At 64.2% G+C, this 23,038-nt stretch carries 20 protein-coding genes and 1 other RNA gene; 17 read left to right on the forward strand and 4 right to left on the reverse strand.

Annotated features, from left to right (window positions below; translation table 11 throughout):
- Nucleotides 1-127 precede the first annotated feature (127 nt).
- Nucleotides 128-1,510 (forward strand): serine hydrolase, encoded by a 1,383-nt coding sequence (locus EN862_RS05775; RefSeq protein ID WP_127863213.1) that lies wholly within the window; start codon nt 128-130, stop codon nt 1,508-1,510.
- Between the two features lie 9 nt (nt 1,511-1,519).
- Here EN862_RS05775 and EN862_RS05780 read toward each other — a convergent pair whose 3' ends face one another.
- The 3 genes from EN862_RS05780 to EN862_RS05790 are packed head-to-tail and all read right to left on the reverse strand — an operon-like array spanning nt 1,520 to nt 7,157.
- Entirely contained in the window at nt 1,520-2,185 is a 666-nt protein-coding gene (locus EN862_RS05780) for a class I SAM-dependent methyltransferase (RefSeq protein ID WP_127863214.1), read from the reverse strand.
- Complete coding sequence (locus EN862_RS05785) at nt 2,182-3,480, reverse strand: DUF3419 family protein (protein WP_127863215.1); 1,299 nt, start codon at nt 3,478-3,480, stop codon at nt 2,182-2,184. Before EN862_RS05785 ends, EN862_RS05780 begins: the two co-directional genes overlap by 4 nt.
- Before the next feature lie 44 nt (nt 3,481-3,524).
- Entirely contained in the window at nt 3,525-7,157 is a 3,633-nt protein-coding gene (locus EN862_RS05790) for a hydantoinase B/oxoprolinase family protein (RefSeq protein WP_127863216.1), read from the reverse strand.
- Between the two features lie 177 nt (nt 7,158-7,334).
- Between EN862_RS05790 and EN862_RS05795 the strand changes: the two genes are divergently transcribed.
- The 7 genes from EN862_RS05795 to EN862_RS05825 all read left to right on the forward strand — a co-directional run bounded on the left by EN862_RS05795 (nt 7,335) and on the right by EN862_RS05825 (nt 11,309).
- Nucleotides 7,335-7,541 carry a hypothetical protein gene (locus EN862_RS05795; protein ID WP_127863217.1) on the forward strand — a complete coding sequence of 69 codons (207 nt, stop codon included), beginning with the start codon at nt 7,335-7,337 and terminating at the stop codon, nt 7,539-7,541.
- Between the two features lie 133 nt (nt 7,542-7,674).
- Nucleotides 7,675-8,394: a DnaJ family molecular chaperone gene (locus tag EN862_RS05800; protein ID WP_127863218.1), complete on the forward strand. Its 720-nt coding sequence runs from the start codon at nt 7,675-7,677 to the stop codon at nt 8,392-8,394.
- The gene (locus EN862_RS05805; protein ID WP_127863219.1) at nt 8,391-9,158 is read left to right on the forward strand and encodes an N-acetylmuramoyl-L-alanine amidase; all 768 of its coding nucleotides are present in this window, start codon (nt 8,391-8,393) and stop codon (nt 9,156-9,158) included. Before EN862_RS05800 ends, EN862_RS05805 begins: the two co-directional genes overlap by 4 nt.
- A gap of 185 nt (nt 9,159-9,343) precedes the next feature.
- A complete protein-coding gene (locus EN862_RS05810; RefSeq protein WP_127863220.1) occupies nt 9,344-10,051 on the forward strand; it encodes a transglycosylase SLT domain-containing protein in 708 nt (235 codons plus the stop codon).
- Between the two features lie 126 nt (nt 10,052-10,177).
- Nucleotides 10,178-10,574, forward strand: an RNA gene (rnpB, locus tag EN862_RS05815) — RNase P RNA component class A.
- Nucleotides 10,575-10,734: 160 nt separating this feature from the next.
- Entirely contained in the window at nt 10,735-11,019 is a 285-nt protein-coding gene (locus EN862_RS05820) for a type II toxin-antitoxin system ParD family antitoxin (protein WP_127863221.1), read from the forward strand.
- A complete protein-coding gene (locus EN862_RS05825) occupies nt 11,016-11,309 on the forward strand; it encodes a type II toxin-antitoxin system RelE/ParE family toxin (protein WP_127863222.1) in 294 nt (97 codons plus the stop codon). The genes EN862_RS05820 and EN862_RS05825 overlap by 4 nt, the downstream gene beginning before the upstream one ends.
- A 4-nt stretch (nt 11,310-11,313) precedes the next feature.
- On the opposite strand, the gene EN862_RS05830 is transcribed toward EN862_RS05825, so the two are convergent.
- Nucleotides 11,314-12,429: a cystathionine gamma-lyase gene (locus EN862_RS05830; RefSeq protein WP_127863223.1), complete on the reverse strand. Its 1,116-nt coding sequence runs from the start codon at nt 12,427-12,429 to the stop codon at nt 11,314-11,316.
- A 399-nt stretch (nt 12,430-12,828) separates the two neighbouring features.
- Here EN862_RS05830 and mraZ point away from each other — a divergent pair, with 399 nt between their 5' ends.
- From mraZ to ftsW, 9 genes are read left to right on the forward strand one after another with little or no spacing between them, the layout of a single operon-like run.
- Entirely contained in the window at nt 12,829-13,287 is a 459-nt protein-coding gene (gene mraZ / locus EN862_RS05835) for a division/cell wall cluster transcriptional repressor MraZ (protein WP_095815658.1), read from the forward strand.
- Nucleotides 13,284-14,300: a 16S rRNA (cytosine(1402)-N(4))-methyltransferase RsmH gene (gene rsmH, locus EN862_RS05840; RefSeq protein WP_127863224.1), complete on the forward strand. Its 1,017-nt coding sequence runs from the start codon at nt 13,284-13,286 to the stop codon at nt 14,298-14,300. The genes mraZ and rsmH overlap by 4 nt, the downstream gene beginning before the upstream one ends.
- Before the next feature lie 4 nt (nt 14,301-14,304).
- Nucleotides 14,305-14,700, forward strand: a complete 396-nt coding sequence (locus EN862_RS05845) for a hypothetical protein (RefSeq protein WP_095815656.1) — start codon at nt 14,305-14,307, stop codon at nt 14,698-14,700.
- Nucleotides 14,697-16,421 (forward strand): penicillin-binding protein 2, encoded by a 1,725-nt coding sequence (locus tag EN862_RS05850; protein WP_127863225.1) that lies wholly within the window; start codon nt 14,697-14,699, stop codon nt 16,419-16,421. The genes EN862_RS05845 and EN862_RS05850 overlap by 4 nt, the downstream gene beginning before the upstream one ends.
- Nucleotides 16,422-16,475: 54 nt before the next feature.
- Entirely contained in the window at nt 16,476-17,930 is a 1,455-nt protein-coding gene (locus EN862_RS05855) for a UDP-N-acetylmuramoyl-L-alanyl-D-glutamate--2,6-diaminopimelate ligase (protein ID WP_127863226.1), read from the forward strand.
- Nucleotides 17,927-19,360 carry a UDP-N-acetylmuramoylalanyl-D-glutamyl-2,6-diaminopimelate--D-alanyl-D-alanine ligase gene (locus tag EN862_RS05860; protein WP_127863227.1) on the forward strand — a complete coding sequence of 478 codons (1,434 nt, stop codon included), beginning with the start codon at nt 17,927-17,929 and terminating at the stop codon, nt 19,358-19,360. The genes EN862_RS05855 and EN862_RS05860 overlap by 4 nt, the downstream gene beginning before the upstream one ends.
- 26 nt (nt 19,361-19,386) lie before the next feature.
- On the forward strand, nt 19,387-20,469 hold the full coding sequence (gene mraY / locus EN862_RS05865) for a phospho-N-acetylmuramoyl-pentapeptide-transferase (RefSeq protein ID WP_042637735.1): 1,083 nt from the start codon (nt 19,387-19,389) through the stop codon (nt 20,467-20,469).
- A gap of 9 nt (nt 20,470-20,478) precedes the next feature.
- Entirely contained in the window at nt 20,479-21,882 is a 1,404-nt protein-coding gene (gene murD / locus EN862_RS05870) for a UDP-N-acetylmuramoyl-L-alanine--D-glutamate ligase (RefSeq protein WP_127863228.1), read from the forward strand.
- Nucleotides 21,882-23,033 carry a putative lipid II flippase FtsW gene (ftsW, locus tag EN862_RS05875; protein ID WP_127863229.1) on the forward strand — a complete coding sequence of 384 codons (1,152 nt, stop codon included), beginning with the start codon at nt 21,882-21,884 and terminating at the stop codon, nt 23,031-23,033. Before murD ends, ftsW begins: the two co-directional genes overlap by 1 nt.
- Nucleotides 23,034-23,038: the final 5 nt, after the last annotated feature.

Raw genomic sequence — 23,038 nt, forward strand, 5'->3', positions numbered from 1 at the left:
TCCATCGTTGATCGCCGAACATGGTTGATAATCCATTGACGATGCTCGACGACACCGATGATTTTGCGGGAGCAATGGCGGCAAATCGATGACATAAATCGAGCCGGCGAATCCAAAGGCGGAAAAGATGCGGGCTGTGGTGAAGTTCATCAAGTGGCTGCTTGGCCTCGTGATCCTGGCGGTGGTCGCGCTCTTCGCCTGGTTCTATTTCGCGCCGCCGGAACTGATCCGGGTCGGCTCCGGCTATTCGGCCAAGATCGTCTGCTCGAACGTCTTCATTGCCGGCCGCGACGCCAACCAGGTTCTGGCCGTCGATGTGCAGGCGCCCGGCCATCCGCTGCTCAGGCTGATGAAAGTCTCCGTCGACAAGGAGAGGGGACTTGTCTCCGCCGGCCTGCTGTGGGTGCTGGGGAAGAGCGTCGCGGTGGAACGCGATGGCGTCGGCTGTGCCTCGGTTCCCGACGGCGATACCGGCAAGGCGCGGCAGACCTCGCTGCGCGGGGCGGCCTCCACGCCAGCGCAGGCGGACGCGCTCTGGCCCGATGGCGAGCGCGTGGATGCCTCGCAAAATCCCGAGGTCGCGAAAATCGTCGACGATGCCGCGATGGCTGGCACCGGCATGCGCGCCATCGTGGTGGTGAAGAACGGCCGCGTCGTCGCGGAGCGTTATGGCGACGGCTTTTCGGCGAAGACGCCGCTGCTCGGCTGGTCGATGACCAAGACGGTGAATGCCGCGATCGTTGGCACGCTGGTCAAGGACGGCAAGATCGCCATCGACAACAAGGGTCTATTCAAGGCGTGGAAGGCCGACGGCCGCGCCGCCATAAGCCTTGCCGACATGATGGCGATGTCGAGCGGGCTGGCGTTCAACGAGGATTATGGCGATGTCGCCGACGTCACGCGCATGCTCTATCTCGAGCCGGATATGGCTGGTTTCGCCGCGGCCCAATCGCTGACCGGCGAGGTGGGAAAAGTGTTTTCCTATTCGAGCGGCACGGCGGTGATGCTGTCGCGGCTGTGGCAGGATGCGATCGGCGACAAGGCCAAGGCGCTGGCCTGGCCGCGCACCGCGCTGTTCGAGCCGCTCGGCATGCATAGCGCGGTGCTCGAAACCGACGAGCAGGGCACCTTCGTCGGCTCGTCCTATCTCTATGCAACGGCGCATGACTGGGCACGCTTCGGCCAGTTCCTGGTGCAGGGCGGCGTCTGGAACGGCAACCAGATCCTGCCCACCGGTTTCGTCGACTGGATGCGCGAGCCTGCGCCGGCCTCGAAGGTCTACGGCAGGGGTCAGCTATGGATCGAGGGACCAGGCGATGAGGAAAAGCCCGGCGCGGGCGCCGCCGCCGGCCTGCCCAAGGACACAGTTTGGATGGAGGGCCATGACGGCCAGACGGTGGCGATCATTCCCTCGGAGCAGCTGGTGGTGGTGCGGCTTGGACTGACGCCGGCCAAGCTCGGCTATCGTCCGCAAGCGATGGTCGGCGCGCTGGTCAAGGAGCTGCATTAGTAGCGCCTGCTATTTGGAAGATCCGATCACGCCGAGATATGCATAGCCGCGATAAAGCGTTCTGAACCGGAAGGTCGTGCCGGCGCGCTGCGATTCCGATTCCAGCACATCGCGCAGCGAGGCGCGCGGCGAAACATGGAATTTGCGCAGCCAGCCGCGCAGGAGGGATCGGAACCAGCGCGGCAGGCCTTCCTGCTGGCCGAAATCGACCACGTGCAGCGAGCCGCCGGGGGCGAGCACGGCAAGCGCGGCCGAGACGGTCTTTTCCCAACCGGGGATCATCGACAGCGAATAGGAGACGAAGACGCGGTCGAAGCGCTCGACTCCGAAGAGTGCCTTGGCGTCGAAATCGGTGGCGTCCCCGCGCGCAAGATTGACCTTGCCGGACAGGCCGTCGCGAGCGACGGCCGCGTACGCCGTCTCCAGCATCTCGGCCGAGATGTCGAGACCGAAGAAGCGGGCGTTCGGGTAGCGGCGGGCGGCAAGCACGATGTTGCGGCCGGTGCCGCAGCCGAGTTCCAGCACAGTGCCGCCTTGCGGCACGTCCAACCCGTCGATCAGGCGGTCGCGGCCGAGCAAATAGTATTTGCGGGTCAGGTCGTAGATGTGGCGCTGCCAGCGATAGACGCCGTCCATCAGTTCGGCATGGCTGGCCGGCAGCTCCGTCGTGCTCATGCGGCGCGCTTCACGTAAAGGTGGAAGCCGCCATAGATCGCCGAGCGGTCCATGGCCGAGAATTCGCGCGAGGCGTCGGCCTCATACGCCCACTGGTCGAGCAGCGAGCCGGAAACCCGGCCAGGCAGCAGGCTGGGTTCTGCCGCGGTGCGGAAGATGACGCGAGCACCCACGGAAGCCGTGCGGGTGATCTCGGTCCAGAGCGCGTTGAGCAGGTCGTCGGTCATCCAGTCCTGCGCGTCGAGCAGGACAAAGCGGTCGACGGTGCCCGCGTCCTTGGCGGCCAGGAACTTGATCAGGTTGGCGTGATGGATGGCGACGCGGTCGATGTTGTCGCGGATCGTCTTGTAATTGCGCTGTTCCAGATAGGCGGGCAGCGCTGCCTCGCCGGGTTGAGGATAACGGCGGGCGAAGGCCTGCCAGGCGAAATAATTGTTCTTGAGCGGGAAGTCGCAGGCGAGCTTTTCCAGCCGTGCCTTCAAGACGCTCGCCATCGAGCCGTCGCCGGAGGTGATCAGCGAATCGTACTGCGCCGGCGGGATGCCGAGGCCGAACAGCGAAGCCTTGCGCGACGTCGCCCAGCGCAGCAGCTTCTTGTCGAAGACGGGCGCCAGTTCCTCGTTGAAGAAGCGGCGCTGCTCGCCGATGTTCTCAGCCTCCATGATCCCGGCCGGGTCGACACCGAACAGCTTGCCGACGCGATGACCCATGGCGATGAAGAGGCCGAGCAGGCCGGTCTGGTAGAAGTTGCGGTCGAAGACCGAGATGCGGCGGCGGCCGCGCCAGTTGCGGCGCTCCCAGTAGTGTCGGCTCACCGCATCGAGATGCGGCGCGATGAAGCGATCATAGGCATCCGAATTGTGGCTGGTGTCGGCGGCGCCGAAGAAGCGGAACAGGTCACCCTGCGACGGCAGATGGCGCACCGCTTCCAGCTTCATGCGGTTCAGCGCGATATGCGCGGCATTGAGATCGACGGCGTCTATCCTGGCCGGCGAGCGGGTCAGGTAGGCCAGAATGTTGCAGCCACCCGAGGCGATCGTGACGACACGGTGACCGGCGCCCAGCTGCATGGCCTCCATGTCGACATCCGGGTCTTCCCAGATCTGCGGATAGACCAGGCCGGAGAACAGGAAGGCGAAGAGCCGCTCGGAAATGCCGTCCTTCGACAATGCCCGGTTCTGGTAGACGGCCTTTCCGACTTCCTTGCCTCGACGGTAAACGAGTTCTCCGGATACGTCCGACATGGAAAGGTGATTCCCCGTTTGCGTTGGCGCAAGCGGGTAGCGCAGCGTCATGACAGGCAGGTGACAGCTTGTTGACGGGAGGCCGTCACGAATTCTTAAGCCTTTCCGAATCCACCGGGCGTCGGCGTGGTGACGATGACCGCTTCACCGGCGTCGAGCGTGGTCTGGTCGCAGGCCTTCAGGACGTCGACCGATCCGTCATTGCGCCTGACTTTGGTCGAGCCGGCCTCGCCGTCGCCGCCGCCGTCGAGGCCCTGGGGGGGCCGGTTGCGGTGCGAGGACAGGATTGCGCATTCCATCTTTTCGAGGAAGCGGACGGTGCGCCTAGTGCCGTCGCCGGCATTCCACTTGCCCTTGCCGCCGGAGTTTTCACGGATGTGGAAGTCTTCCAGCACGACGGGGAAGCGCAGTTCCAGCACCTCCGGATCGGTAAGGCGCGAGTTGGTCATATGGGTGTGGACGCCGGAGGTGCCGGCAAAGCCGCGGCCCGAATTCATCCGGCCGGCCGGCGAGCCGGAGCAGATCGTCTCGTAATACTGGTATTTCTTGTTGCCGAAGGTGAGGTTGTTCATCGTGCCTTGCGCATTGCCCATGGCGCCCATCGCGCCGAACAGCGCATTGGTGACATGCTGGGAGGTCTCGACATTACCGGCGACGACAGCGGCAGGGTAGGCGGGCTTCAGCATCGAGCCGTCGGGGATGACGATGTTGATCGGCCTGAGGCAGCCGGCATTCATAGGGATCATGTCCTCGACCATGACGCGGAAAGCGTAGAGCACGGCGGCGCGGGCGACCGGCTCCGGCGCGTTGAAATTGTTCTTCATGACAGGCGAGGTGCCGGTGAAATCGACGGTCGCCTCGCGCTTTTTCCGGTCGACGGTGATCTTCACCCTGATCACCTGACCGGTGTCGGTGGGATATTCGTACGCCGCGCTGTCGGGAAGCCGCTCTATCACGCGGCGCACGCTCTCGGCGGCGTTGTCCTGGACATGGCCCATATAGGCCTCGACGACATCGAGGCCGAAATGCGCGACCATCTTGCGCAGTTCCGCCACGCCCTTTTCGTTGGCGGCGATCTGCGCCTTGAGGTCGGCGATGTTCTGAGTTGGGTTGCGCGCGGGGTAGGGATGGTCGGTAAGCAGCGTCTCCAGCTCCTTCTCGCGGAAGCGTCCGCGATCGACGATGCGGAAATTGTCGAACAGCACGCCTTCCTCATCGACCGTTGTCGCAAGCGGCGTCATCGAGCCGGGCGCGGTGCCGCCGACATCGGCGTGATGGCCGCGCGAGGCCGCCCAGAACAGGATCTCGTTCAGCGCATCGTCAAAGACAGGCGTCACCACCGTGATGTCGGGCAGATGCGTACCGCCATTGTAGGGCGCGTTGAGCGCGAAGACGTCGCCCGGATGAATATCGCCGGAATTCAGGCGGATGATGGTTTCGACGGAACGGTCCATCGAGCCCAGATGCACGGGCATGTGCGGCGCGTTGGCGACCAGCGCGCCATGGCGGTCGAACACGGCGCAGGAGAAATCGAGCCGTTCCTTGATGTTCACCGAATAGGCGGTGTTCTGCAGCGTCACGCCCATCTGCTCGGCGATCGACATGAAGAGATTGTTGAAGACCTCCAGCATCACCGGATCGGCCTCGGTGCCGAGTGCCGCGGCACGTGCCTTTCTTTCCGTGCGGCGGATCACGACGTGGTCGAGACTGGTGATTTCGGCGCGCCAGCCGGGCTCGACGACGATGGTCTGGTTCGGCTCGATGATCAGCGCGGGGCCGGCGACCGTGTTGGATGGCCGCAGGTTTTCACGGCGGTAGACGCCGGCCTCGTGCCAGCGGCCTTCGGTATAGATGCGCCGGCTTTCCGAAGGCTTGGGCTCTACTCCTGCCAGCTCGGTAGGGGCGGAGGCTTCAGCCCTGTCCTGTCGAGCGGCTTCCATGCCTTCGACGGCGACGGTTTCGACGACGATCGGCTTGTCGTCATAGACGAATCCGAACTGCGCCTTGTGCGCAGCCTCGAAGTCGCTCTTGGCGCGGAAGATCGAGCCGTGTTCGAAATTCACCGGCAGCGCCGTGTCGGTGCCGTCATAGCGGATGTGCAGGACAGGCCTCGTTGAAACGACGTCCTCGGCAATGCCTTGCTCGCCGAGTTCGCCGATGACGTCGCCACGCAAGGTCGCGATGAGAGCCTCGATCGCCGATCGGGATTCCTCGGCGAGCGGCTGCAGCAGACCCTGCTGGCGCGAGGCGAAGACCGACGACAGGCCGATGCCGTAAGCCGAAAGCAGCCCCGAAAAGGGGTGGATGAGCACGGCTTCCATGCCCAGCGCATCGGCAACCAGGCAGGCATGCTGGCCGCCGGCGCCGCCGAAGCAATTCAAGAGATATTCCGTGACGTCGTAGCCGCGCTGTACCGAGATCTTCTTGATGGCGTTGGCCATGTTCTCGACGGCGATGGTGACAAAGCCCTCGGCGACCGCCTCGGGCGAGCGGCCGTCGCCGATCTGAGCGGCAAGTGCTGCGAATTTCTCGCGAACCATGCCGGCGTCGAGCAGCTGGTCCTGGCCGGCGCCGAAAATCGCCGGGAAGAAATCGGGCTGCAATTTGCCGAGCATGACATTGGCGTCGGTGACGGCGAGCGGCCCGCCGCGCCGGTAGGCTGCCGGGCCGGGATTGGCGCCGGCGGAATCCGGGCCGACGCGGAAGCGGCTGGCTTCATAATGGAGGATCGAGCCACCGCCGGCGGCGACGGTGTGGATGCGCATCATCGGCGCGCGGATGCGCACGCCGGCGACCTCGGTGTCGAAGGCGCGCTCATAGTCGCCGTCGTAATGGGCAACGTCGGTCGAGGTGCCGCCCATATCGAAGCCGATGACCTTGTCGAAGCCGGCGAGCTTCGCCGTCTCGACCATGCCGACGACGCCGCCGGCCGGGCCGGACAGCAGCGCGTCCTTGCCCTGGAACATGTCGGCGGCGGTCAGGCCGCCCGAGGACATCATGAACATCAGGCGCGGGCCGGCGCCCAGCTCTCCCGCCACACGTTGCACATAGCGAGACAGGATCGGCGACAGATAAGCGTCCACCACTGTGGTATCGCCGCGGCCGACCAGCTTGATGAGCGGCGAGACCTCGTGGGAGACCGAAATCTGGCTGAAGCCGATCTTGCGGCAGACTTTTGCCACGGCTTTTTCGTGATCGGGGTATTTCCAGGCATGCATGAAGACGATGGCGACCGCTTCGATACCGTCGGCCTTCGCCTGTTCGATCGCCGGGCGGCAGGCTGCGATGTCGAGCAGACGTTCGACGCCGCCGTCGGCGCGCACGCGTTCATCGACCTCGATCACCCGCTCGTAGAGTTGCTCGGGCAGGATGATCTCCTTGGCGAAGATGTCTGGTCTCGCCTGATAGGCGATGCGCAATGCGTCGCGAAAACCCTTGCTGATCAGCAGCAGCACGCGGTCGCCCTTGCGTTCGAGCAGTGCATTGGTGGCAACGGTCGTACCCATTTTGACGTCGCCGATCGCGTCGGCGGAAATGGCATCGCCGGCTTTCAAACCCAACAGGTCGCGGATGCCCTGGATGGCAGCGTCCGCATAAGCCTCGGGATTCTCGGACAAGAGTTTTCGAGGGTGCAGCCGGCCTTGCGGATCACGGCCGATGATGTCGGTGAAGGTGCCGCCGCGGTCGATCCAAAAATCCCATTTCTGTGTTTCCGCGGCTACCGGCATTCTGCTTATCCACTGTGTCTTCGAGCGCATGTTCTGTTAGTTCGGGATTTCGGCGCCAGCAATTGCAAGTTGATGTTACACATCGAAATGCAACGTTACGAAACCGGCGAGCCTGCTGATGCATTTCCCCTGCGATCGCTCACCGAAACGTGAGCGTTCTGTTGAAGGAGAGATACCATGAAGAAGCTCATTCTGGCGTCTTTATCGGCGCTCGCCCTGCTGGGGGTCGCGGCGTGCAGCGACAGTGGCACCGATAAGACCACCACCCAGAGCACCAATCCGCCGGCCAACGAGCAGCCGATGAAGCCGGCCTCGCCCGACGCTTCGAAGCCCGCTGAACCGGCTCCGGCAACAAATCCGGCTCCTGCCGCGCCTGCGCAGTAAGAGCCGACCGATAGATTCAGGGAAGGCCGGCAATGCCGGCCTTCCTTTTGCCCCATCGATCCCGAAGCTCGCCGATCACCTGCGGCAATGTCCAGGCTTGATAGAACCGCCCGGTTCGCTCTATGAAGCCGGCATGTCGATTTGGGACCGCCTTGGCGACTTCATCGCTCGTGTTTCGTCGTCGGCGTCCTCGGGCGTCGCGGATGTCGTCGAAGCCGTGCGCACCGTGTTTTCCGGCGATCCGGACCTGCGCCGGCGCGTGGCCTTCTCGGTGGCGATGATCGCGCTGTCGGCCAAGATGGCCAAGGCCGACGGCATCGTCACCCAGGACGAGGTGCGCGCCTTCCAGGAAATCTTCGAAGTGCCGCCGAGCGAGACGCGCAACGTGGCGCGGCTTTACGACATCGCCAAGAAGGATGTCGCTGGGTTCGAGACCTATGCCCAGCGCATGGCGCAGCTCTGCGGCTCCGGCCATGCCAACTGCATGATGCTGGAAGACATCCTCGACGGATTGTTCCACATCGCCAAGGCGGATGGGCTCATCCATGAGCGGGAAGGCCAGTTCCTGCATCGGATCGCCGAGATTTTTCGCATCGACGAGGCGCATTACGAGGCGATCCTGTCGCGGCACGTCAATCTCGGCGCCGCCGATCCTTACGTCGTTCTGGGCATCGAACGTGGCAAGCCGTTCGAGGAGATCAGGAAACGCTATCGCAAGCTGATCTCCGACAATCACCCGGACAGGTTGATCGCGCGCGGCCTGCCACAGGAATTCATCAAGATCGCCACGACCAGGGTCGCCGCGATCAATGCCGCCTATGAGATGATCGAGCGGGGCCTCAGGCACGCATGAGCGGTTTTCTGCCCGACCAGCCAGGTGCGGAGGTCCGGGTCTCGCCGAATTTCGGCCCGCGCCGCGAGACGCTGAGGCCCGACATGATCGTGCTGCACTATACCGGCATGGCAAGCGGCGCCGGCGCCGAGGCGTGGCTATGCGATCCGGCAAGCGAGGTGTCCTCGCATTACCTCGTTCACGAGGATGGCCGTATCGTGCAAATGGTGCGCGAGAGCGATCGCGCCTGGCATGCCGGCAAGAGTTCCTGGCTCGGGCGAACCGACATCAACTCCTGCTCGGTCGGCATCGAGATCGTCAATCCCGGGCACACGCTGGGCTACAAGGCCTTCCCGCGGCGGCAGATCGGCGCCGTGATCGAGTTGTGCGCGGGTATCGCGGGGCGCCATTCCATTCCCGCTGTAAGGGTGCTCGCACATTCGGACGTGGCGCCGGGCCGCAAGGTCGATCCGGGCGAGAAATTCCCCTGGAAGGCGCTGTTCGCGGCCGGTGTCGGCCACCTCGTGCCGGCGGCGCCGATAAAGGCGGGCGCCGCGCTGAAGGCCGGGGATGCCGGAGCCGACGTTGAAGCACTGCAGTCGATGCTGGCGCTCTACGGCTATGGCGCCGAGATATCGGGTGTCTGTGATCGGCAGACGGAAATCGTGGTGGCGGCGTTCCAGCGGCATTTCCGGCGGCGACTGGTGGATGGCGTGGCGGACAATTCGACGATCCGCACGCTGGAACGGCTCCTGGCTTCCGTAAAGGCAACCACCATCAAATAGTCGCGCCGGGATCCTTAAATTACAATCTGTCACTCAAAGTGAATTGCGCCGCCTTCATTGCCGCCAATTCCGACTGCAAATGCCCATCCCGCAAGTTGTCGGGCGTCTATCCCCCCAAGACACCCGATGTTGAGTTGACCCAACTGCGCGAAGTTCTTCGCGCAGCTCTAACAGAACAGGACTACATGCAAAGATTGACCGTTGTAGCGGCAGCCGTTGCTGCCGGAGTGATGACTCTTGCCTTAAATCCAGCGAACAGTGCCCCTCTGAGCTTGCGGGCAGACAACGGCTTCGCCGCCGCGCCCGCGGCACCGAAGGCAAGCCCGACCGCCAAGGGTTCAAGGGTCGAGAGAACCACCTCGACCAAAGTGGAGAAGGTCGCCGCAGCCAAAGCGGCGAAAAGAACGGCAAGGCGCAATTCGAAGCGCAACAGGCAGACTATCGACCTGACCGCGACAGCTTCCATCCACCCTGAGAAGCCCGCGTTGTCGTCCTCAACGACGGGCGACGGCCAATATTCGGCGATCATTGCCCGCTATGCCGCGAGCTACGGCGTGCCGGTGTCGCTGGCCAAGGCCGTCATCAAGATCGAAAGCAACTACCGGCCGAACATGGTCGGCGGCGCCGGCGAGATCGGCCTGATGCAGATCAAGCCGGCGACGGCCCGCATGATGGGTTATACCGGTTCGGCCAAGGGATTGTTCGATCCTGACACCAACATCAAATACGGCATGAAATACCTCGCCATGGCGCGGGACCTCGGCGGCGGCACCACCTGCGGCACGATCCTGAAATACAATGCCGGCCACGGAGCGACGCGGATGAACCCTGTCTCCGCCGCCTATTGCAGCAAGGTGAAGGTGCAGATGGTGGCGCTGGGCTCGCCGGCCTGATGCTAACGCGGCGGATTTGGGCAACGCGCGCGCTTTATGCAGGTCGTTGCCCCAAACCGCCGCGCATTCGGGACTAAGTGCTTTTTCGTTTGCGTTTTCAGGCGGGAATCCCTTTATACGCGCTTGCCAGCTGGCCGGGCGGCCGCACCCGCGGGAACCGAAAGGTTGCGGGTGAGGAAAGTCCGGGCTCCATGGAGACACGGTGCCGGCTAACGGCCGGCGGGGGCGACCCCAGGGAAAGTGCCACAGAAAGCAAACCGCCGAAGCTTCGGCCGCGGCAAGGGTGAAAGGGTGGGGTAAGAGCCCACCGCGCGACTGGCAACAGGAGCGGCAGGGCAAACCCCACCGGGAGCAAAACCGAATAGGGGCGGTGCGAAGGGAAACCTTCGAGGGCTGTTTCCGGCCCACCGTCCGGGTAGGTTGCGTGAGGCGCATGGCAACATGCGCCCAAGATGAATGGCCGCCACGTTCTCGCCGCAAGGCGAGGGCCATACAGAACCCGGCTTACAGGCCAGCTGGCATTTTTCTCGTCGCGATAGCTGAACGGGATCAGGAGGTTACGCCGATGGGCGAGACCTTCGATTCAAGCATTTCTGCGAAACAGCCGCCTCGACGTGATCAAAACGCATCCTTGAAGCCGGTGCGATTAAATCGTACCTTCCAAGAAAGGATAGGAGCACGTCATGGGCCAGGTCGACAAACGAAGCATCACGCTTTCGCCGGAACTGGCGCAGGCTGTCGACGATGTGGTCGCCGCCGGAGAATATGCTTCCGCGAGCGAGGTGATCCGCGATGCGCTCAGGCAGTGGAAGGAGCGCCGCGACCTCCTCGGCTACACTGTCGAGGAATTGCGGGAAATGGTGCAGGAGGGGATCGATAGCGGACCGGCGCTGGACGGCCCCCCCTTAATGGAGCGATTGCGCGCCAGATATGCGAAGATGGCGGAAGCCAAAGGCGCTGATGAGTGAAGTACCGCCTGCTTCCACAGGCACTGATCGACCTCGAAGTTATCGGCGACTATATCGCCGCCCACAATCCTAATGCCGCAATCCGTTTTGTGGAAACTCTTCGGCGGCGATGGGACTTGCTAACTCTCCATCCACGATCAGGCGCACCACGCGATGACATCCTGCCGGGCATTCGCCACGTTGTTGTCGGGGAATATCTTACGTTTTATCGAATTGGCGGCGATGCGATCGAAATCCTGCGCGTGCTGCACGGCCGGCGCAGGATCGAGACAGAGGATCTGGGACCCTAGCCGTTCAGTTGGTGACTTTGTCCAACGACGCCTCGATCGCCTGCCATAACTCCTCGACCGGCTCGCAACCCACCGACAAGCGCACGAAGCCGGGCGGCACGGCGTCGCCGCGCTTCGAGCGCCGTTCGGCCGACGTGTGCACGCCACCGAAAGAGGTCGCCGATTCAATCAGCGTGCAATTGTCGATGAACGCCTCGGCCTGTTTCTCGGAGGCGAGTTCGAACGAGATCAGGAAGCCGAAGCGATCCATCTGGGCGCGGGCCAGATTGTGCGAGGCATCGCCCTCGAGCCCGGGATAGCGCAGGCCGCTGACCGCGCGGTGATCCTTCAGCCGCCGCGCGATCGTTTCGGCCGTGGAACACATCCGGTCGAAACGCACCTCCAGCGTTTCCAGCCCGCGATGGACAAGCCAAGCCTCGAAGGGGCCGGGGATGCCGCCGACCAGGCTGCGCCAGTCGGCCACCTTGGCGATGAGGTCGGCATCGCGGCTCGCGACATGGCCGAAGAGCACATCGGAATGACCGTTCACCGCCTTGGTGTCGGCGGAGACGACGATGTCGGCGCCGAGGTCGAGCGGACGCTGGCCGAAGGGCGTCATCGTCGTGTTGTCGACGACCAACAACCCATCCTGCCCGTGGACGGCTTCGGCCACCGCCACGATATCGCAAATGTCCAGCCGGGGATTGGACGGCGTCTCGGCAAAAACCAGCCGATAACCGTCGAAGCCACCGTCAAGGAAGGTTGGCGTCGGCCTAGTGTCGCAGGCAATGCCGAGGGGATTGAGAAAGCGCTCGGCCATGGCGCGCGTGGCGTGATAGCCGTCTGACGGCAGAAGCACGCGGTCGCCTGATTTCAGCAGCGCGAAAAACACCGACGAGATCGCGCCCATTCCGGACGGAAAGGCGACGCATTGCGCACCTTCGAGGTGGCCGAGCGCGTGCTCGACGGCGCGCCAGGTCGGATTGTCGTAGCGGCCATACTGATCGAAGCCGGCCTCTGCGCCCGGCGTGTGGAAGATCGATGCCATGGTCAGCGGCAGAGGGATCGGGTCGCCCTTGGCGAAATCGTGGCTGCGCAAATGGGCAAGCGCCGCGGCGCGGGACTTCGCTGTTTCGGACATCAGGCTTCATCCCTCCGGCTGTATGCAGTTGCCCGCGACGCTAGGCGTGGCGGCTGTTCGCGGCAAGAAGCGTCCTTTTGGGCCAGAGGCCTCTAAACCCTTCGTTAGGCTTAATGGAGGATAAAGACGAGACGTGCCTTCAGCCTGCGCTTTTGGGTTGTGGCGCCGATGTTTGTGATGCCTGTTCCCGTTGACGCCCATAGTACCCCATGATATCCCGTTCACATCATCAAGCTTTCGTTCCGCGTCAGGGTGAAGCGTACGCCAATCGGGCAGCCGCGGCGGCTGCGCGTTTGCCGGTTTTCGCCCCGGTGAATGAAGCGATTTGCCGCGAGTGCGGCGAGGGCGCGGAGAACAACATGGGAAGGGGTGCGGCGGCGGAAGCGGCTGTAGCGTTCATTGGACCGATTTCTGTCAAACGCGGTGAACAGGATCGATGCGAAGGGGCGGGTCTCCGTTCCGGCGCATTTCCGTGCGGTGGTTCAGAAACGCGGCTATTCGGAGCTTTACGCGCTGCGTTGCCTGGATCTGCCCGCCATGGATGTCGGTGGGCTCGACCTGCTCGACCGCTACGAGCAGCGGATCGCGCTGGAGGATCCCTTTCTGCAGACGGCGGACGATATGTCCTTCTTCTGCCACGGCGACGGGACATTCCTGAAGCTCGACCAGGATGGACGCATCACCATGACCGACTTCATCCGCGAGCATACGGGCATCTCGAACGAGGTGGCCTTTGTCGGCCGCGGCAATTTCTTTCAGATCTGGGAGCCGGGACGGCTTTCCGCCTATGGGGCGCAGGCGCGCGCCAGGCTTTTGCAGCTTCGGCAGGGGACGAAGCCCGGGGAGCGATCGGAATGATGGCTGGCCACGGCGATGATCATCACGCCGTTGGCGGACCGGCCCGCCACATTCCGGTCCTCCTTGCCGAGGTGCTCGACGCGCTCGCGCCGAAGGCCGGCGAGACGATCGTCGACGGGACATTCGGCGCCGGCGGCTACACCAGCGCGATCCTCGATCGCGGCGCCTCCGTCGTTGCCATCGACCGCGACCCGGACGCGATCGAGGCGGGCAGGGCGCTGGAGCGGCAGGCCGGCGGCCGGCTGAGGCTTGTCCAGGCGCCGTTCTCGACATTGGACCAACATGTCGAAGGCGCCGAGGGCGTGGTGCTCGACATCGGCGTTTCGTCCATGCAGCTCGACCAGGCGGAGCGCGGCTTTTCCTTTCGCGCCGATGGGCCGCTCGACATGCGCATGGCGCAGTCGGGGCTTTCAGCCGCCGACGTCGTCAACACCTTCAAGGCCGGCGACCTTGCCCGCATCTTCGGCTTTCTCGGCGAGGAGCGCCATGCCGGCCGCATCGCGCGCATGATCGAGAGCCGGCGTGAGAAGAAGCCGTTCGAGCGCACGCTCGATCTCGCCGACGCCATCGAAACGCATATCGGGAGAGGGCCGAAGGACAAGATCCATCCGGCCACGCGCGTCTTCCAGGCGCTGCGCATCTTCGTCAATGACGAGCTCGGCGAGCTTGCAAGGGCGCTGCTGGCGGCCGAGCGGGTGCTGAAGCCCGGTGGCCGGCTTGCGGTCGTGACCTTCCACTCCCTGGAAGACCGCATCGTCAAGCGCTTCATCGCCGACCGTTCCGAAGCCGCCAGCGGCTCGCGACACATGCCAGACGCGCCCCAGCGCGCCACGACTTTCCGCAAGGCCGGCGGCGGCGTGACGCCGGGGGAGGCCGAGACAGCGGCCAACCCGCGAGCGCGCTCGGCGAGGCTGCGCGCGGCGATCCGCACCGATGCCCCGGCGCGCGCGGGCGATTTTTCGATTTTCGGCCTTCCAAAGCTTCCCGCCGTCGAACGGCCGGGGGAGAGGTGAGCACGTGTTTCGTACCAGCGACATAGTCCTGATCGCCGTCATGGTCTCGGCCGCGGCCCTGACCTACAAGACCAAGCGCGAGGCAGAGGAGCAACTGGCGGCCGTGCAGAAGATCCAGGCCCAGATCCGCTACGAGGAAGACACGATCGATCTCCTCAAGGCGGATTGGAGCCTGCTTACCCAGCCATCGCGGCTGCAGAAGCTTGCCGACGTCTACAAAAGCCAGCTCGGGCTCGAACCGGTCGGCGCCCGCCAGATCGGTGGTCTTGACGACATTCCAGTGAAACCGCTGACCATCGAGGACCTCTCCTCGCAACGGCTTGGCGGCATGGCCGACAATTCCGGCAATGGACCTGCGGGCGACAAGGACCCGGTCGTCACGGGGAGCACGGTGCAATGATCAGCAGGTTTCCAAGGATCGGTGACCTGCTAAAGCGTCGGAAGAAGATCGCCGAGGACGGCTCGATCGTCGTCGACGCCGCGCGCAAAGCGACGGGCGGAAAGGCCAGGACCCGCATCGTCATGACGATGGCGGTGTTCTTCACCCTCTATTCGACGATTGCCGGCCGGCTTGTCTATCTCGGCCTGCAGAATCCGGACCTGTCGGACGGCCCGCAGAGCCGGGTCACCGCATCGCGTCCCGACATCGTCGACCGCAACGGCGAAGTGCTGGCAACCGACATCAAGACGGCGTCGCTGTTTGCCGAGCCGCGGCGCATCGTCGATGCCGACGAAGCGATCGAGAAATTGTCGACCGTGCTGCCGGAGATCGACTACGAGCAGACCTATCGCAAGCTCAAGAGCGGCGCCGGCTTCGTCTGGCTGCAGCGCCAGCTGACACCGAAGCAGCAGGCCGACATCATGGCGCTGGGCGTCCCCGGCCTCGGCTTCCGCACCGAAAAGCGCCGTTTCTATCCGAGCGGCGAGACCTCGTCCTATGTCGTTGGCCTGACTAATATCGACAACCAGGGCATCTCCGGCATGGAGAAGTATATCGACGAGCAGGGGCTGAGCGACCTGCAGGCGTCGGGCCTTGCCATCGCCAAGGACCTCAAGCCTGTCAGGCTTTCGATCGATCTGCGCGTCCAGCATGTGGTGCGCGACGAGATCGCCGCCGGCCTGGAGCGCTATCGCGCCATGGGCGCCGGCGCTGTCGTGCTGAACATCAAGACGGGCGAAGTGATGGCGATGGCCTCGGTGCCGGACTTCGACCCGAACAATCCGTATAACGCACAGGACAAGGACCGGCTGAACCGCATGTCGGCGGGCCTCTACGAGATGGGCTCGACGTTCAAGAGCTTCACCTCGGCCATGGCGCTCGATTCCGGCAAGGCGACGATGAACAGCCGCTTCGACGCGTCGCATCCGATCCGGGTCGGCCATCAGGCCATCCACGATTTCCACGGCAAGAACCGCGTGCTGTCGCTGCCGGAGGTGTTCCTCTATTCGTCCAACATCGGCTCGGCCAGGGAGGCAGAGCTCGTCGGCATCGAGGGGCACCGCGAATTCCTGCACCGCCTTGGCATTCTCGACAGGATGCAGACCGAACTGCCGGAGGTCGCGCGCCCGACCGAGCCTAAGGTCTGGAAACAGGTCAATTCGTTCACCATCGCCTTCGGTCATGGCGTGTCGACGACGCCGCTGCAGGCCGCTGTCGGCTGCGCGGCGCTGATGCAGGGCTATCTGATCGAGCCGACATTCCTGGTCCGCAGCGAACAGGAGGCCATGGCGGTGGCCAAGAGAGTGGTCGGCGACAAGACGGTCGAAGGCATGCGCTATCTCTATACGCTCAACGCCGAGAAGGGCTCGGCCAGAAACGCCAGGGCTCCCGGCTACCGCGTCGGCGGCAAGACCGGAACGGCCGAGAAGGTCATCAACGGCCGTTATTCCAAGGAATTGAACTTCAACACCTTCGTCGCCGCCTTCCCCATGGACGATCCGCAATTTCTGGTGTTCACCATCGCCGACGCTCCGCATCCGGAAAAGCCCGGCATGACGGACGTTGCCGCCAACAATGCGGGGGTTATCGCCGGCAATATCATCAGGCGCTCGGCGGCCATGCTTGGCGTGAAGCCAGATTTCAGCCATGAAAATGGTGCAACGCTGGTTTCGTATCAGTGATTCTTGGGGCGCGCCGGCAACTGCGCGCTATTTTGTTGCGATGAACGGGACTCAATGCATCTAAAAGATCTAGCCGGTATCCTGCCTGTCGAGGGAACAGCTTCCCGCGATCTGGAGGTTACCGGACTTTCCTCCGATTCCCGTCAGGTAGGACCCGGCGTGGTCTTCTTTGCGCTCGCCGGCAGCAAGGCCGATGGCTCGGCCTATGCCGCCGATGCCGCCAGCCGGGGTGCCGCCGCGATCGTCACCGGCAAGAGCGCGGCGGTTTCCGGCCTGTCTATCCCGGTTCTTGCCGTCGATGATCCGCGCCATGCGCTGGCGCTCGCCGCCGCTCGCTTCTTCGAAGGCCAGCCTGAGACCATGGTCGCCGTCACCGGCACCGCCGGCAAGACATCCGTCGCCGCTTTCACCCGCCAGATTTGGGAGCAGGCGGGGTTTGCCGCCGCCTCGATCGGCACGACCGGCGTGGTGGCGCCCGGCCGCAACGAGTATGGCTCGCTGACCACGCCCGACCCGGTGGCGCTGCACCGGTTGCTGAAGGAACTGGCGGATGCCGGTGTGACCCACGCCTCGATGGAAGCCTCGAGTCACGGCCTCGACCAGCGCCGTCTCGATGGCGTGAAACTCGCAGCCGGCGCCTTCACCAATCTCGGTCGCGACCACATGGACTACCATCCGACCGTCGAGGATTATCACCGCGCCAAGCTGCGCCTGTTCGACACGCTGCTGCCGAAAGGCGCGCCGGCGATCGTCTTCGCCGACGATCCCTGGTCGGAGCCGACCATCAAAGCCGCGAAGGCGGCTGGCTTGAAAGTGCTGACCGTCGGTCGCCATGGCGACTTCCTGACGCTGAAGCGGGTCGAGCATGAGCGCCATCGCCAGCGCGCCGAGATTTTGGCGGACGGCGTGCTGCACGAGGTCGACCTGCCCTTGGCGGGCGATTTCCAGATCGCCAACGCGCTGGTCTCGGCTGGCCTTGCCATCGCGACTGGAACGCCCGCTGGCAAAGGCTTGGCGGCATTGGAGAAATTGAAGGGCGCTCCCGGTCGGCTCGATCTTGTCGGCGCCACTGCCGCCGGCGCTCCTGTCTATGTCGACTACGCGCACAAGCCCGACGCGCTGGAAAACGTGCTGACCTCGGTCAGGCCTTTCACCACGGGCCGCGTCGTCGTGGTGTTCGGCTGCGGCGGCGACCGCGATCGGGGAAAAAGGCCGATCATGGGCGAGATCGCGACACGGCTCGCCGATATCGTCATCGTCACCGACGACAATCCGCGCACGGAAGTGCCCGAGACCATCCGCGCGGCCATTCTCGCCGCGGCGCCCGGCGCCATCGAGATCGGCGACCGCCGCAAGGCGATCCATAAGGCGGTGGCGATGCTGCGCGCCGGCGATACGCTGATCGTCGCCGGCAAGGGGCATGAGGAAGGCCAGACTATCGGCAGCGAAACCTTCCACTTCTCCGACCATGAGGAAGTGCGCGATGCGCTGAAGGAGCGCGCCGCATGAGCCTGCTGTGGACGTCGGAAGCGCTGGTCGAAGCCATGGGCGGCAGGCCGATCGGCTCGCTGCCGGAAGGCATCACCGGCATTTCGATCGACAGCCGCAGCCTGGAGCCGGGAAACGCCTTTTTCGCCATCAAGGGCGAGACGATGGACGGCCATGATTTCGCGACCGCGGCGGTGAAAGCGGGAGCCGCCGTGCTGGTCGTCGCCGAGGGCAAGCTGCCCTCGCTCGGCCGGCTGACGGCGCCGATGATCGTCGTGCAGGACGTGCTTGCGGCCCTCGAGAAGCTCGGTGTGGCGGCCCGCGCCCGCTCGAAAGCCAAGATCATCGCGGTCACCGGCTCCGCCGGCAAGACGACCACCAAGGAAGCGCTGCGCCATGTGCTGTCGGCGGTCGGCAAGGTGCACGCCTCGGCGCAGTCGTTCAACAATCATTGGGGCGTGCCGCTGACGCTCGCCCGCATGCCGCAGGACTGCGACTACGCGGTCTTCGAGATCGGCATGAACCATCCGGGCGAGATCAGGCCGCTGGTCAACATGGTCAGGCCGCATGTCGCCATCGTGACGATCATTGCCGCCGCCCATCTCGGCTTCTTCAAGAATCTCGACGAGATCGCCATGGCCAAGGCCGAGATTTTCGAAGGGATCGAGCCCGGCGGCGCCGCACTGCTCAACCGCGACGACCCACGCTGGAAGCTGCTCGGGAAAATGGCGAAAGACGCAGGCGTCGAGCATGTCTTCGGCTTTGGCGAAAATGTCCGCTCGGCCTTCCGCCTTGTCGACTGCGAGCTTCATGCCGACCATTCCGACATCGCCGTCAAGATCGGCAAGAGGGACCTGTCGGCCCGTGTCGGGGCGCCCGGCCGCCATATCGTGCAGAACGTTCTGGCGGTGCTCGGCGCCGCGCAACTGGTCGGCGCCGATCTCGACAAGGTCGCGGCGGCGCTTGCCGACCTGTCGGCCGAACGGGGGCGTGGCCGGCGCCATGTCCTGCACCATCCAAACGGGCCGATCACGCTGATCGACGAGAGCTACAACGCCAATCCGGCGTCGATGGCGGCGGCGATGGCGCTGCTCAACGCCACACCGGTCTCGGGCGAGGGCCGGCGCATCGCGGTGCTGGGCGACATGCTGGAGCTTGGCAGCCATTCGGCCAAGCTCCACGCGGCACTGGCCGAACTGATCGTCGGCACGGGCACGCATAACGTCTTTCTCGGCGGTCCGGAAATGCAGGCGCTGGCAGGGGTTTTGCCGGCCGATGTCCAGACCGAGTACCGGGCAGGCGTCGAGGAGCTGAAGCCGATCGTGATCGCAGCACTCAGGCCCGGCGACGTGGTGATGGTCAAATCGTCGAAAGGCATCGGGTTTTCAAAGCTGGTCGAGGCGTTGCTCGGCAAATTTCCGGCGGAAGCCACAAACATTGAACCGACTTGAGGTCGGCTCCGGGGGACGGAAGGACCATGTTCACACTGCTCGTCGATTTCGCGGACAAGATCTCGTTCTTCAACGTCTTCCGCTACATCACTTTTCGCACCGGCGGCGCGCTGATCACCTCGGCGCTGATTGTCTTCATCTTCGGGCCGACGATCATCAATTCGCTGCGCCTGCGGCAAGGAAAGGGCCAGCCGATCCGCGCCGACGGCCCGCAGACGCATTTCAAGAAGGCTGGAACGCCGACCATGGGCGGGTTGATGATCCTGTCCGGCATCATCGGTTCGTCGCTCCTATGGGCGAACCTTTCCTCGATCTATGTCTGGGTCGTGCTGCTGGTCACCGTCGGCTTCGGCTCGATCGGCTTTTACGACGACTATCTCAAGGTCACCAAGCAGTCGCATCTGGGCTTCTCCGGCAAAGCGAGGCTGGCGATTGAATTCGTCATAGCGGCCATCGCCGCGTGGGTGATAATGCATAACGGCCAGGCGCCGTTCTCGTCGTCTCTGACCTTCCCCTTCGCCAAGGAATTCCTGATCAACCTCGGCTGGTTCTTCGTCCCGTTCTCCTGCTTCGTCATCGTCGGCGCCGGCAATGCGGTGAACCTGACCGACGGCCTCGACGGCCTGGCGATCGTGCCGATCATGATCGCGGCCGCGTCCTTCGGTGTCATCGCCTATCTCTCGGGCAACGCGGTCTTCGCCGAATATCTGCAGATCCATTTCGTTCCCGGCACCGGTGAGCTTGCCGTCGTACTCGGCGCGGTGATCGGCGCCGGCCTCGGCTTCCTCTGGTTCAATGCCCCGCCGGCGGCGATCTTCATGGGCGACACCGGCTCGCTGGCGATGGGCGGCCTGATCGGCACCATCGCCGTCGCCACCAAGCACGAGATCGTGCTGGTCATCGTCGGCGGCCTGTTCGTGGTCGAGATTTTCTCGGTCATAATCCAGGTCGGCTATTTCAAGATGACCGGCAAGCGCGTCTTCCTGATGGCGCCGATCCATCACCATTTCGAAAAGCTCGGCTGGACCGAAAGCCAGGTGGTGATCCGCTTCTGGATCATTGCCGTCATCCTGGCGCTGGTCGGCCTCTCCACCCTGAAGCTCAGATAGGATGCCCGCTTGATTCCCGCCGCTTCCTTTTCAGGCAAACGCGTTTCGCTCTTCGGGCTTGGCGGCTCCGGAATCGCCACCGCGCATGCGCTGATCGCGGGCGGCGCCGAGGTGCTGGCCTGGGACGACAATCCTGAAAGCGTCGCCAGGGCAGCGGCCGCGGGCATCGCGACGGGTGATCTGCGCGCAGCCGACTGGCCGCGCTTCGCCGCCTTCGTGCTGTCGCCAGGGGTGCCGCTGACGCATCCGAAGCCGCATTGGACGGTGGAGCTCGCGCGCGGCGCCGGTGTCGAGGTGATCGGCGATATCGAGCTGTTCTGCCGCGAGCGCATCAGCGACGCGCCGGCAGCACCCTTCATCGCGATCACCGGCACCAACGGCAAGTCGACGACCACGGCGCTGACGGCGCATATCCTGCAGTCGGCGGGGCGCGACACGCAGATGGGTGGCAATATCGGCCGCGCCATCATGACGCTCGATCCGCCCGAACCGAAGCGGCACTATGTGGTGGAGTGCTCGTCCTACCAGATCGATCTCGCGCCCTCGATCAACCCGACCGCCGGCATCCTGCTCAACCTGACGCCCGACCATCTCGACCGGCACGGCACGATGGCGCATTACGCCTCGATCAAGGAAAGGCTGGTCGCCGGCTCAGACACCGCGATCGTCGGCGTCGACGATTCCTGGTGCGCCCAGATCGCCGACCGGCTCGAGCGGGCAGGGCGGCAGGTTATCCGCATTTCCAAGCGCCTGCCGCTGACCGACGGCTATTTCGCCGACGGCACCAATCTGATGGAAGCCGTGCATGGCCGCTACAGCCGCGTCGCCTTCCTCGAGGGCATCGGCTCGCTGCGTGGCCAGCACAATGCCCAGAACGCGCTGGCCGCCGTCGCCGCCTGCCTCAAGGTCGGGCTCGAGCTCGGCGAGATCCAGGCCGGGCTCGAGAGCTTCCCTGGACTGGCGCACCGCATGGAGCAGGTCGGCCGCAAGGACCATGTGCTGTTCGTCAACGATTCCAAGGCGACCAATGCCGATGCGGCTGCTCCCGCGCTGTCGAGTTTTGCCAACCGCATCTACTGGATCGCCGGCGGCCTGCCCAAGGAAGGCGGCATCGAGCCGCTGCGCGGCTTCTTCCCGCGCATCGCCAAGGCCTATCTGATCGGCGAGGCGGCGCCCGCCTTTGCGGCGACGCTCGGCGAGGCCGTGCCCTACGAGATATCAGGAACACTGGCAGCTGCGGTCGAGCACGCCGCCCGCGACGCCGCGAGCGACGCCGGCGGCGAGGCGGTGGTGCTGCTTTCGCCGGCCTGCGCCAGTTTCGACCAGTTCAAGAATTTCGAAGTTCGCGGCGAAGCCTTCAGGCAAGCTGCGACTGCTATTGATGGTGTGAAACCCATCGGAGGGCCACGTTGATGCAAAGCCGTCTCGACAAAAGTCCTGTCGCCACCTGGTGGTGGACCATCGATCGCTGGTTCCTGGCGGCGTTCCTGTCGCTGATGGGACTGGGCATCGTGTTGTCCTTCGCCGCCAGCCCGGCGGTGGCCGAACGCATCGGCCTCAGCAGCTTTCACTTCGCCACCAGGCAGATCATCTTCACCATCCCGGCGCTTGTCGTGATGCTGGCGGTCTCCTTCCTGCAGGCGCGGCAGATAAGGCGCATGTCGCTGGTGCTGATCTGTGTCATGCTGGTGCTGATGGTGGCGGTGCTCTACGTCGGCGTCGAGGTGAAGGGCGCGAGGCGCTGGGTGTCGCTCGCCGGCCTGTCCATCCAGCCGTCCGAGTTCCTGAAGCCGGCCTTCGTCATCATCTGCGCGTGGCTGTTTGCCGAGCATAAGCGCCAGCTCGACATCCCCGGCAATCTGTTCGCCCTCCTGCTTCTGGTCCTTGTGGTTTCTCTTCTGGTGGCTCAGCCCGATCTTGGCCAGACCATGCTGGTCACCGGCACCTGGGGCGTTATGTTCTTCATGGCCGGCCTGCCGTGGCTGTGGATCATGGCCCTCGGCGTCACTGGTGCGACTGGCCTGTTCGCCGCTTACACGGTGTTCCCGCACGTCGCCTTGCGCATCAACAAGTTCCTGACCGGCGAAGGCGATACGTTTCAGGTCGATATGGGCCGCGAGGCGCTGATCAACGGCAGCTGGTTCGGCGTTGGGCCGGGTGAGGGAACCGTCAAGCGCATTGTTCCGGATGCTCATACCGACTTCGTGTTCTCGGTCGCGGGCGAGGAGTTCGGCCTGATCATGTGCTTCTTCATCATGTCGATCTTCGCCTTCATCGTGTTGCGCGGCTTGAGCATCGCGCTCAAGGAGCACGACGATTTCACCCGCTACGCGGTGGGCGGTCTGGTCACCATCTTCGGCTTGCAGTCGGCCATCAACATGTGCGTGAACCTGCAGTTGATGCCCGCCAAGGGCATGACGCTGCCCTTCATCTCCTATGGCGGCTCCTCGCAGATCGCCATCGCCATCTCGATGGGTATGGTGCTGGCATTGACGCGCAAGCGTCCGGAAAAGCGCAAGCAGATGGGCTTCGTCCTCGCGCAGCGCGCAATCCCGGCGGAATGAGGCGG

The organism is Mesorhizobium sp. M2E.F.Ca.ET.219.01.1.1 (genome assembly GCF_004016445.2).
GTDB lineage: Bacteria > Pseudomonadota > Alphaproteobacteria > Rhizobiales > Rhizobiaceae > Mesorhizobium.

Bases quoted from the DNA above. Each gene is read 5' to 3' on its own strand.
- EN862_RS05775 (WP_127863213.1), top strand. From the start codon at position 128: ATGCGGGCTGTGGTGAAGTTCATCAAGTGGCTGCTTGGCCTCGTGATC.
- EN862_RS05780 (WP_127863214.1), bottom strand. From the start codon at position 2,185: ATGAGCACGACGGAGCTGCCGGCCAGCCATGCCGAACTGATGGACGGC.
- EN862_RS05785 (WP_127863215.1), bottom strand. From the start codon at position 3,480: ATGACGCTGCGCTACCCGCTTGCGCCAACGCAAACGGGGAATCACCTT.
- EN862_RS05790 (WP_127863216.1), bottom strand. From the start codon at position 7,157: ATGCCGGTAGCCGCGGAAACACAGAAATGGGATTTTTGGATCGACCGC.
- EN862_RS05795 (WP_127863217.1), top strand. From the start codon at position 7,335: ATGAAGAAGCTCATTCTGGCGTCTTTATCGGCGCTCGCCCTGCTGGGG.
- EN862_RS05800 (WP_127863218.1), top strand. From the start codon at position 7,675: ATGTCGATTTGGGACCGCCTTGGCGACTTCATCGCTCGTGTTTCGTCG.
- EN862_RS05805 (WP_127863219.1), top strand. From the start codon at position 8,391: ATGAGCGGTTTTCTGCCCGACCAGCCAGGTGCGGAGGTCCGGGTCTCG.
- EN862_RS05810 (WP_127863220.1), top strand. From the start codon at position 9,344: ATGCAAAGATTGACCGTTGTAGCGGCAGCCGTTGCTGCCGGAGTGATG.
- EN862_RS05820 (WP_127863221.1), top strand. From the start codon at position 10,735: ATGGGCCAGGTCGACAAACGAAGCATCACGCTTTCGCCGGAACTGGCG.
- EN862_RS05830 (WP_127863223.1), bottom strand. From the start codon at position 12,429: ATGTCCGAAACAGCGAAGTCCCGCGCCGCGGCGCTTGCCCATTTGCGC.
- rsmH (WP_127863224.1), top strand. From the start codon at position 13,284: ATGATGGCTGGCCACGGCGATGATCATCACGCCGTTGGCGGACCGGCC.
- EN862_RS05850 (WP_127863225.1), top strand. From the start codon at position 14,697: ATGATCAGCAGGTTTCCAAGGATCGGTGACCTGCTAAAGCGTCGGAAG.
- EN862_RS05855 (WP_127863226.1), top strand. From the start codon at position 16,476: ATGCATCTAAAAGATCTAGCCGGTATCCTGCCTGTCGAGGGAACAGCT.
- EN862_RS05860 (WP_127863227.1), top strand. From the start codon at position 17,927: ATGAGCCTGCTGTGGACGTCGGAAGCGCTGGTCGAAGCCATGGGCGGC.
- mraY (WP_042637735.1), top strand. From the start codon at position 19,387: ATGTTCACACTGCTCGTCGATTTCGCGGACAAGATCTCGTTCTTCAAC.
- ftsW (WP_127863229.1), top strand. From the start codon at position 21,882: ATGCAAAGCCGTCTCGACAAAAGTCCTGTCGCCACCTGGTGGTGGACC.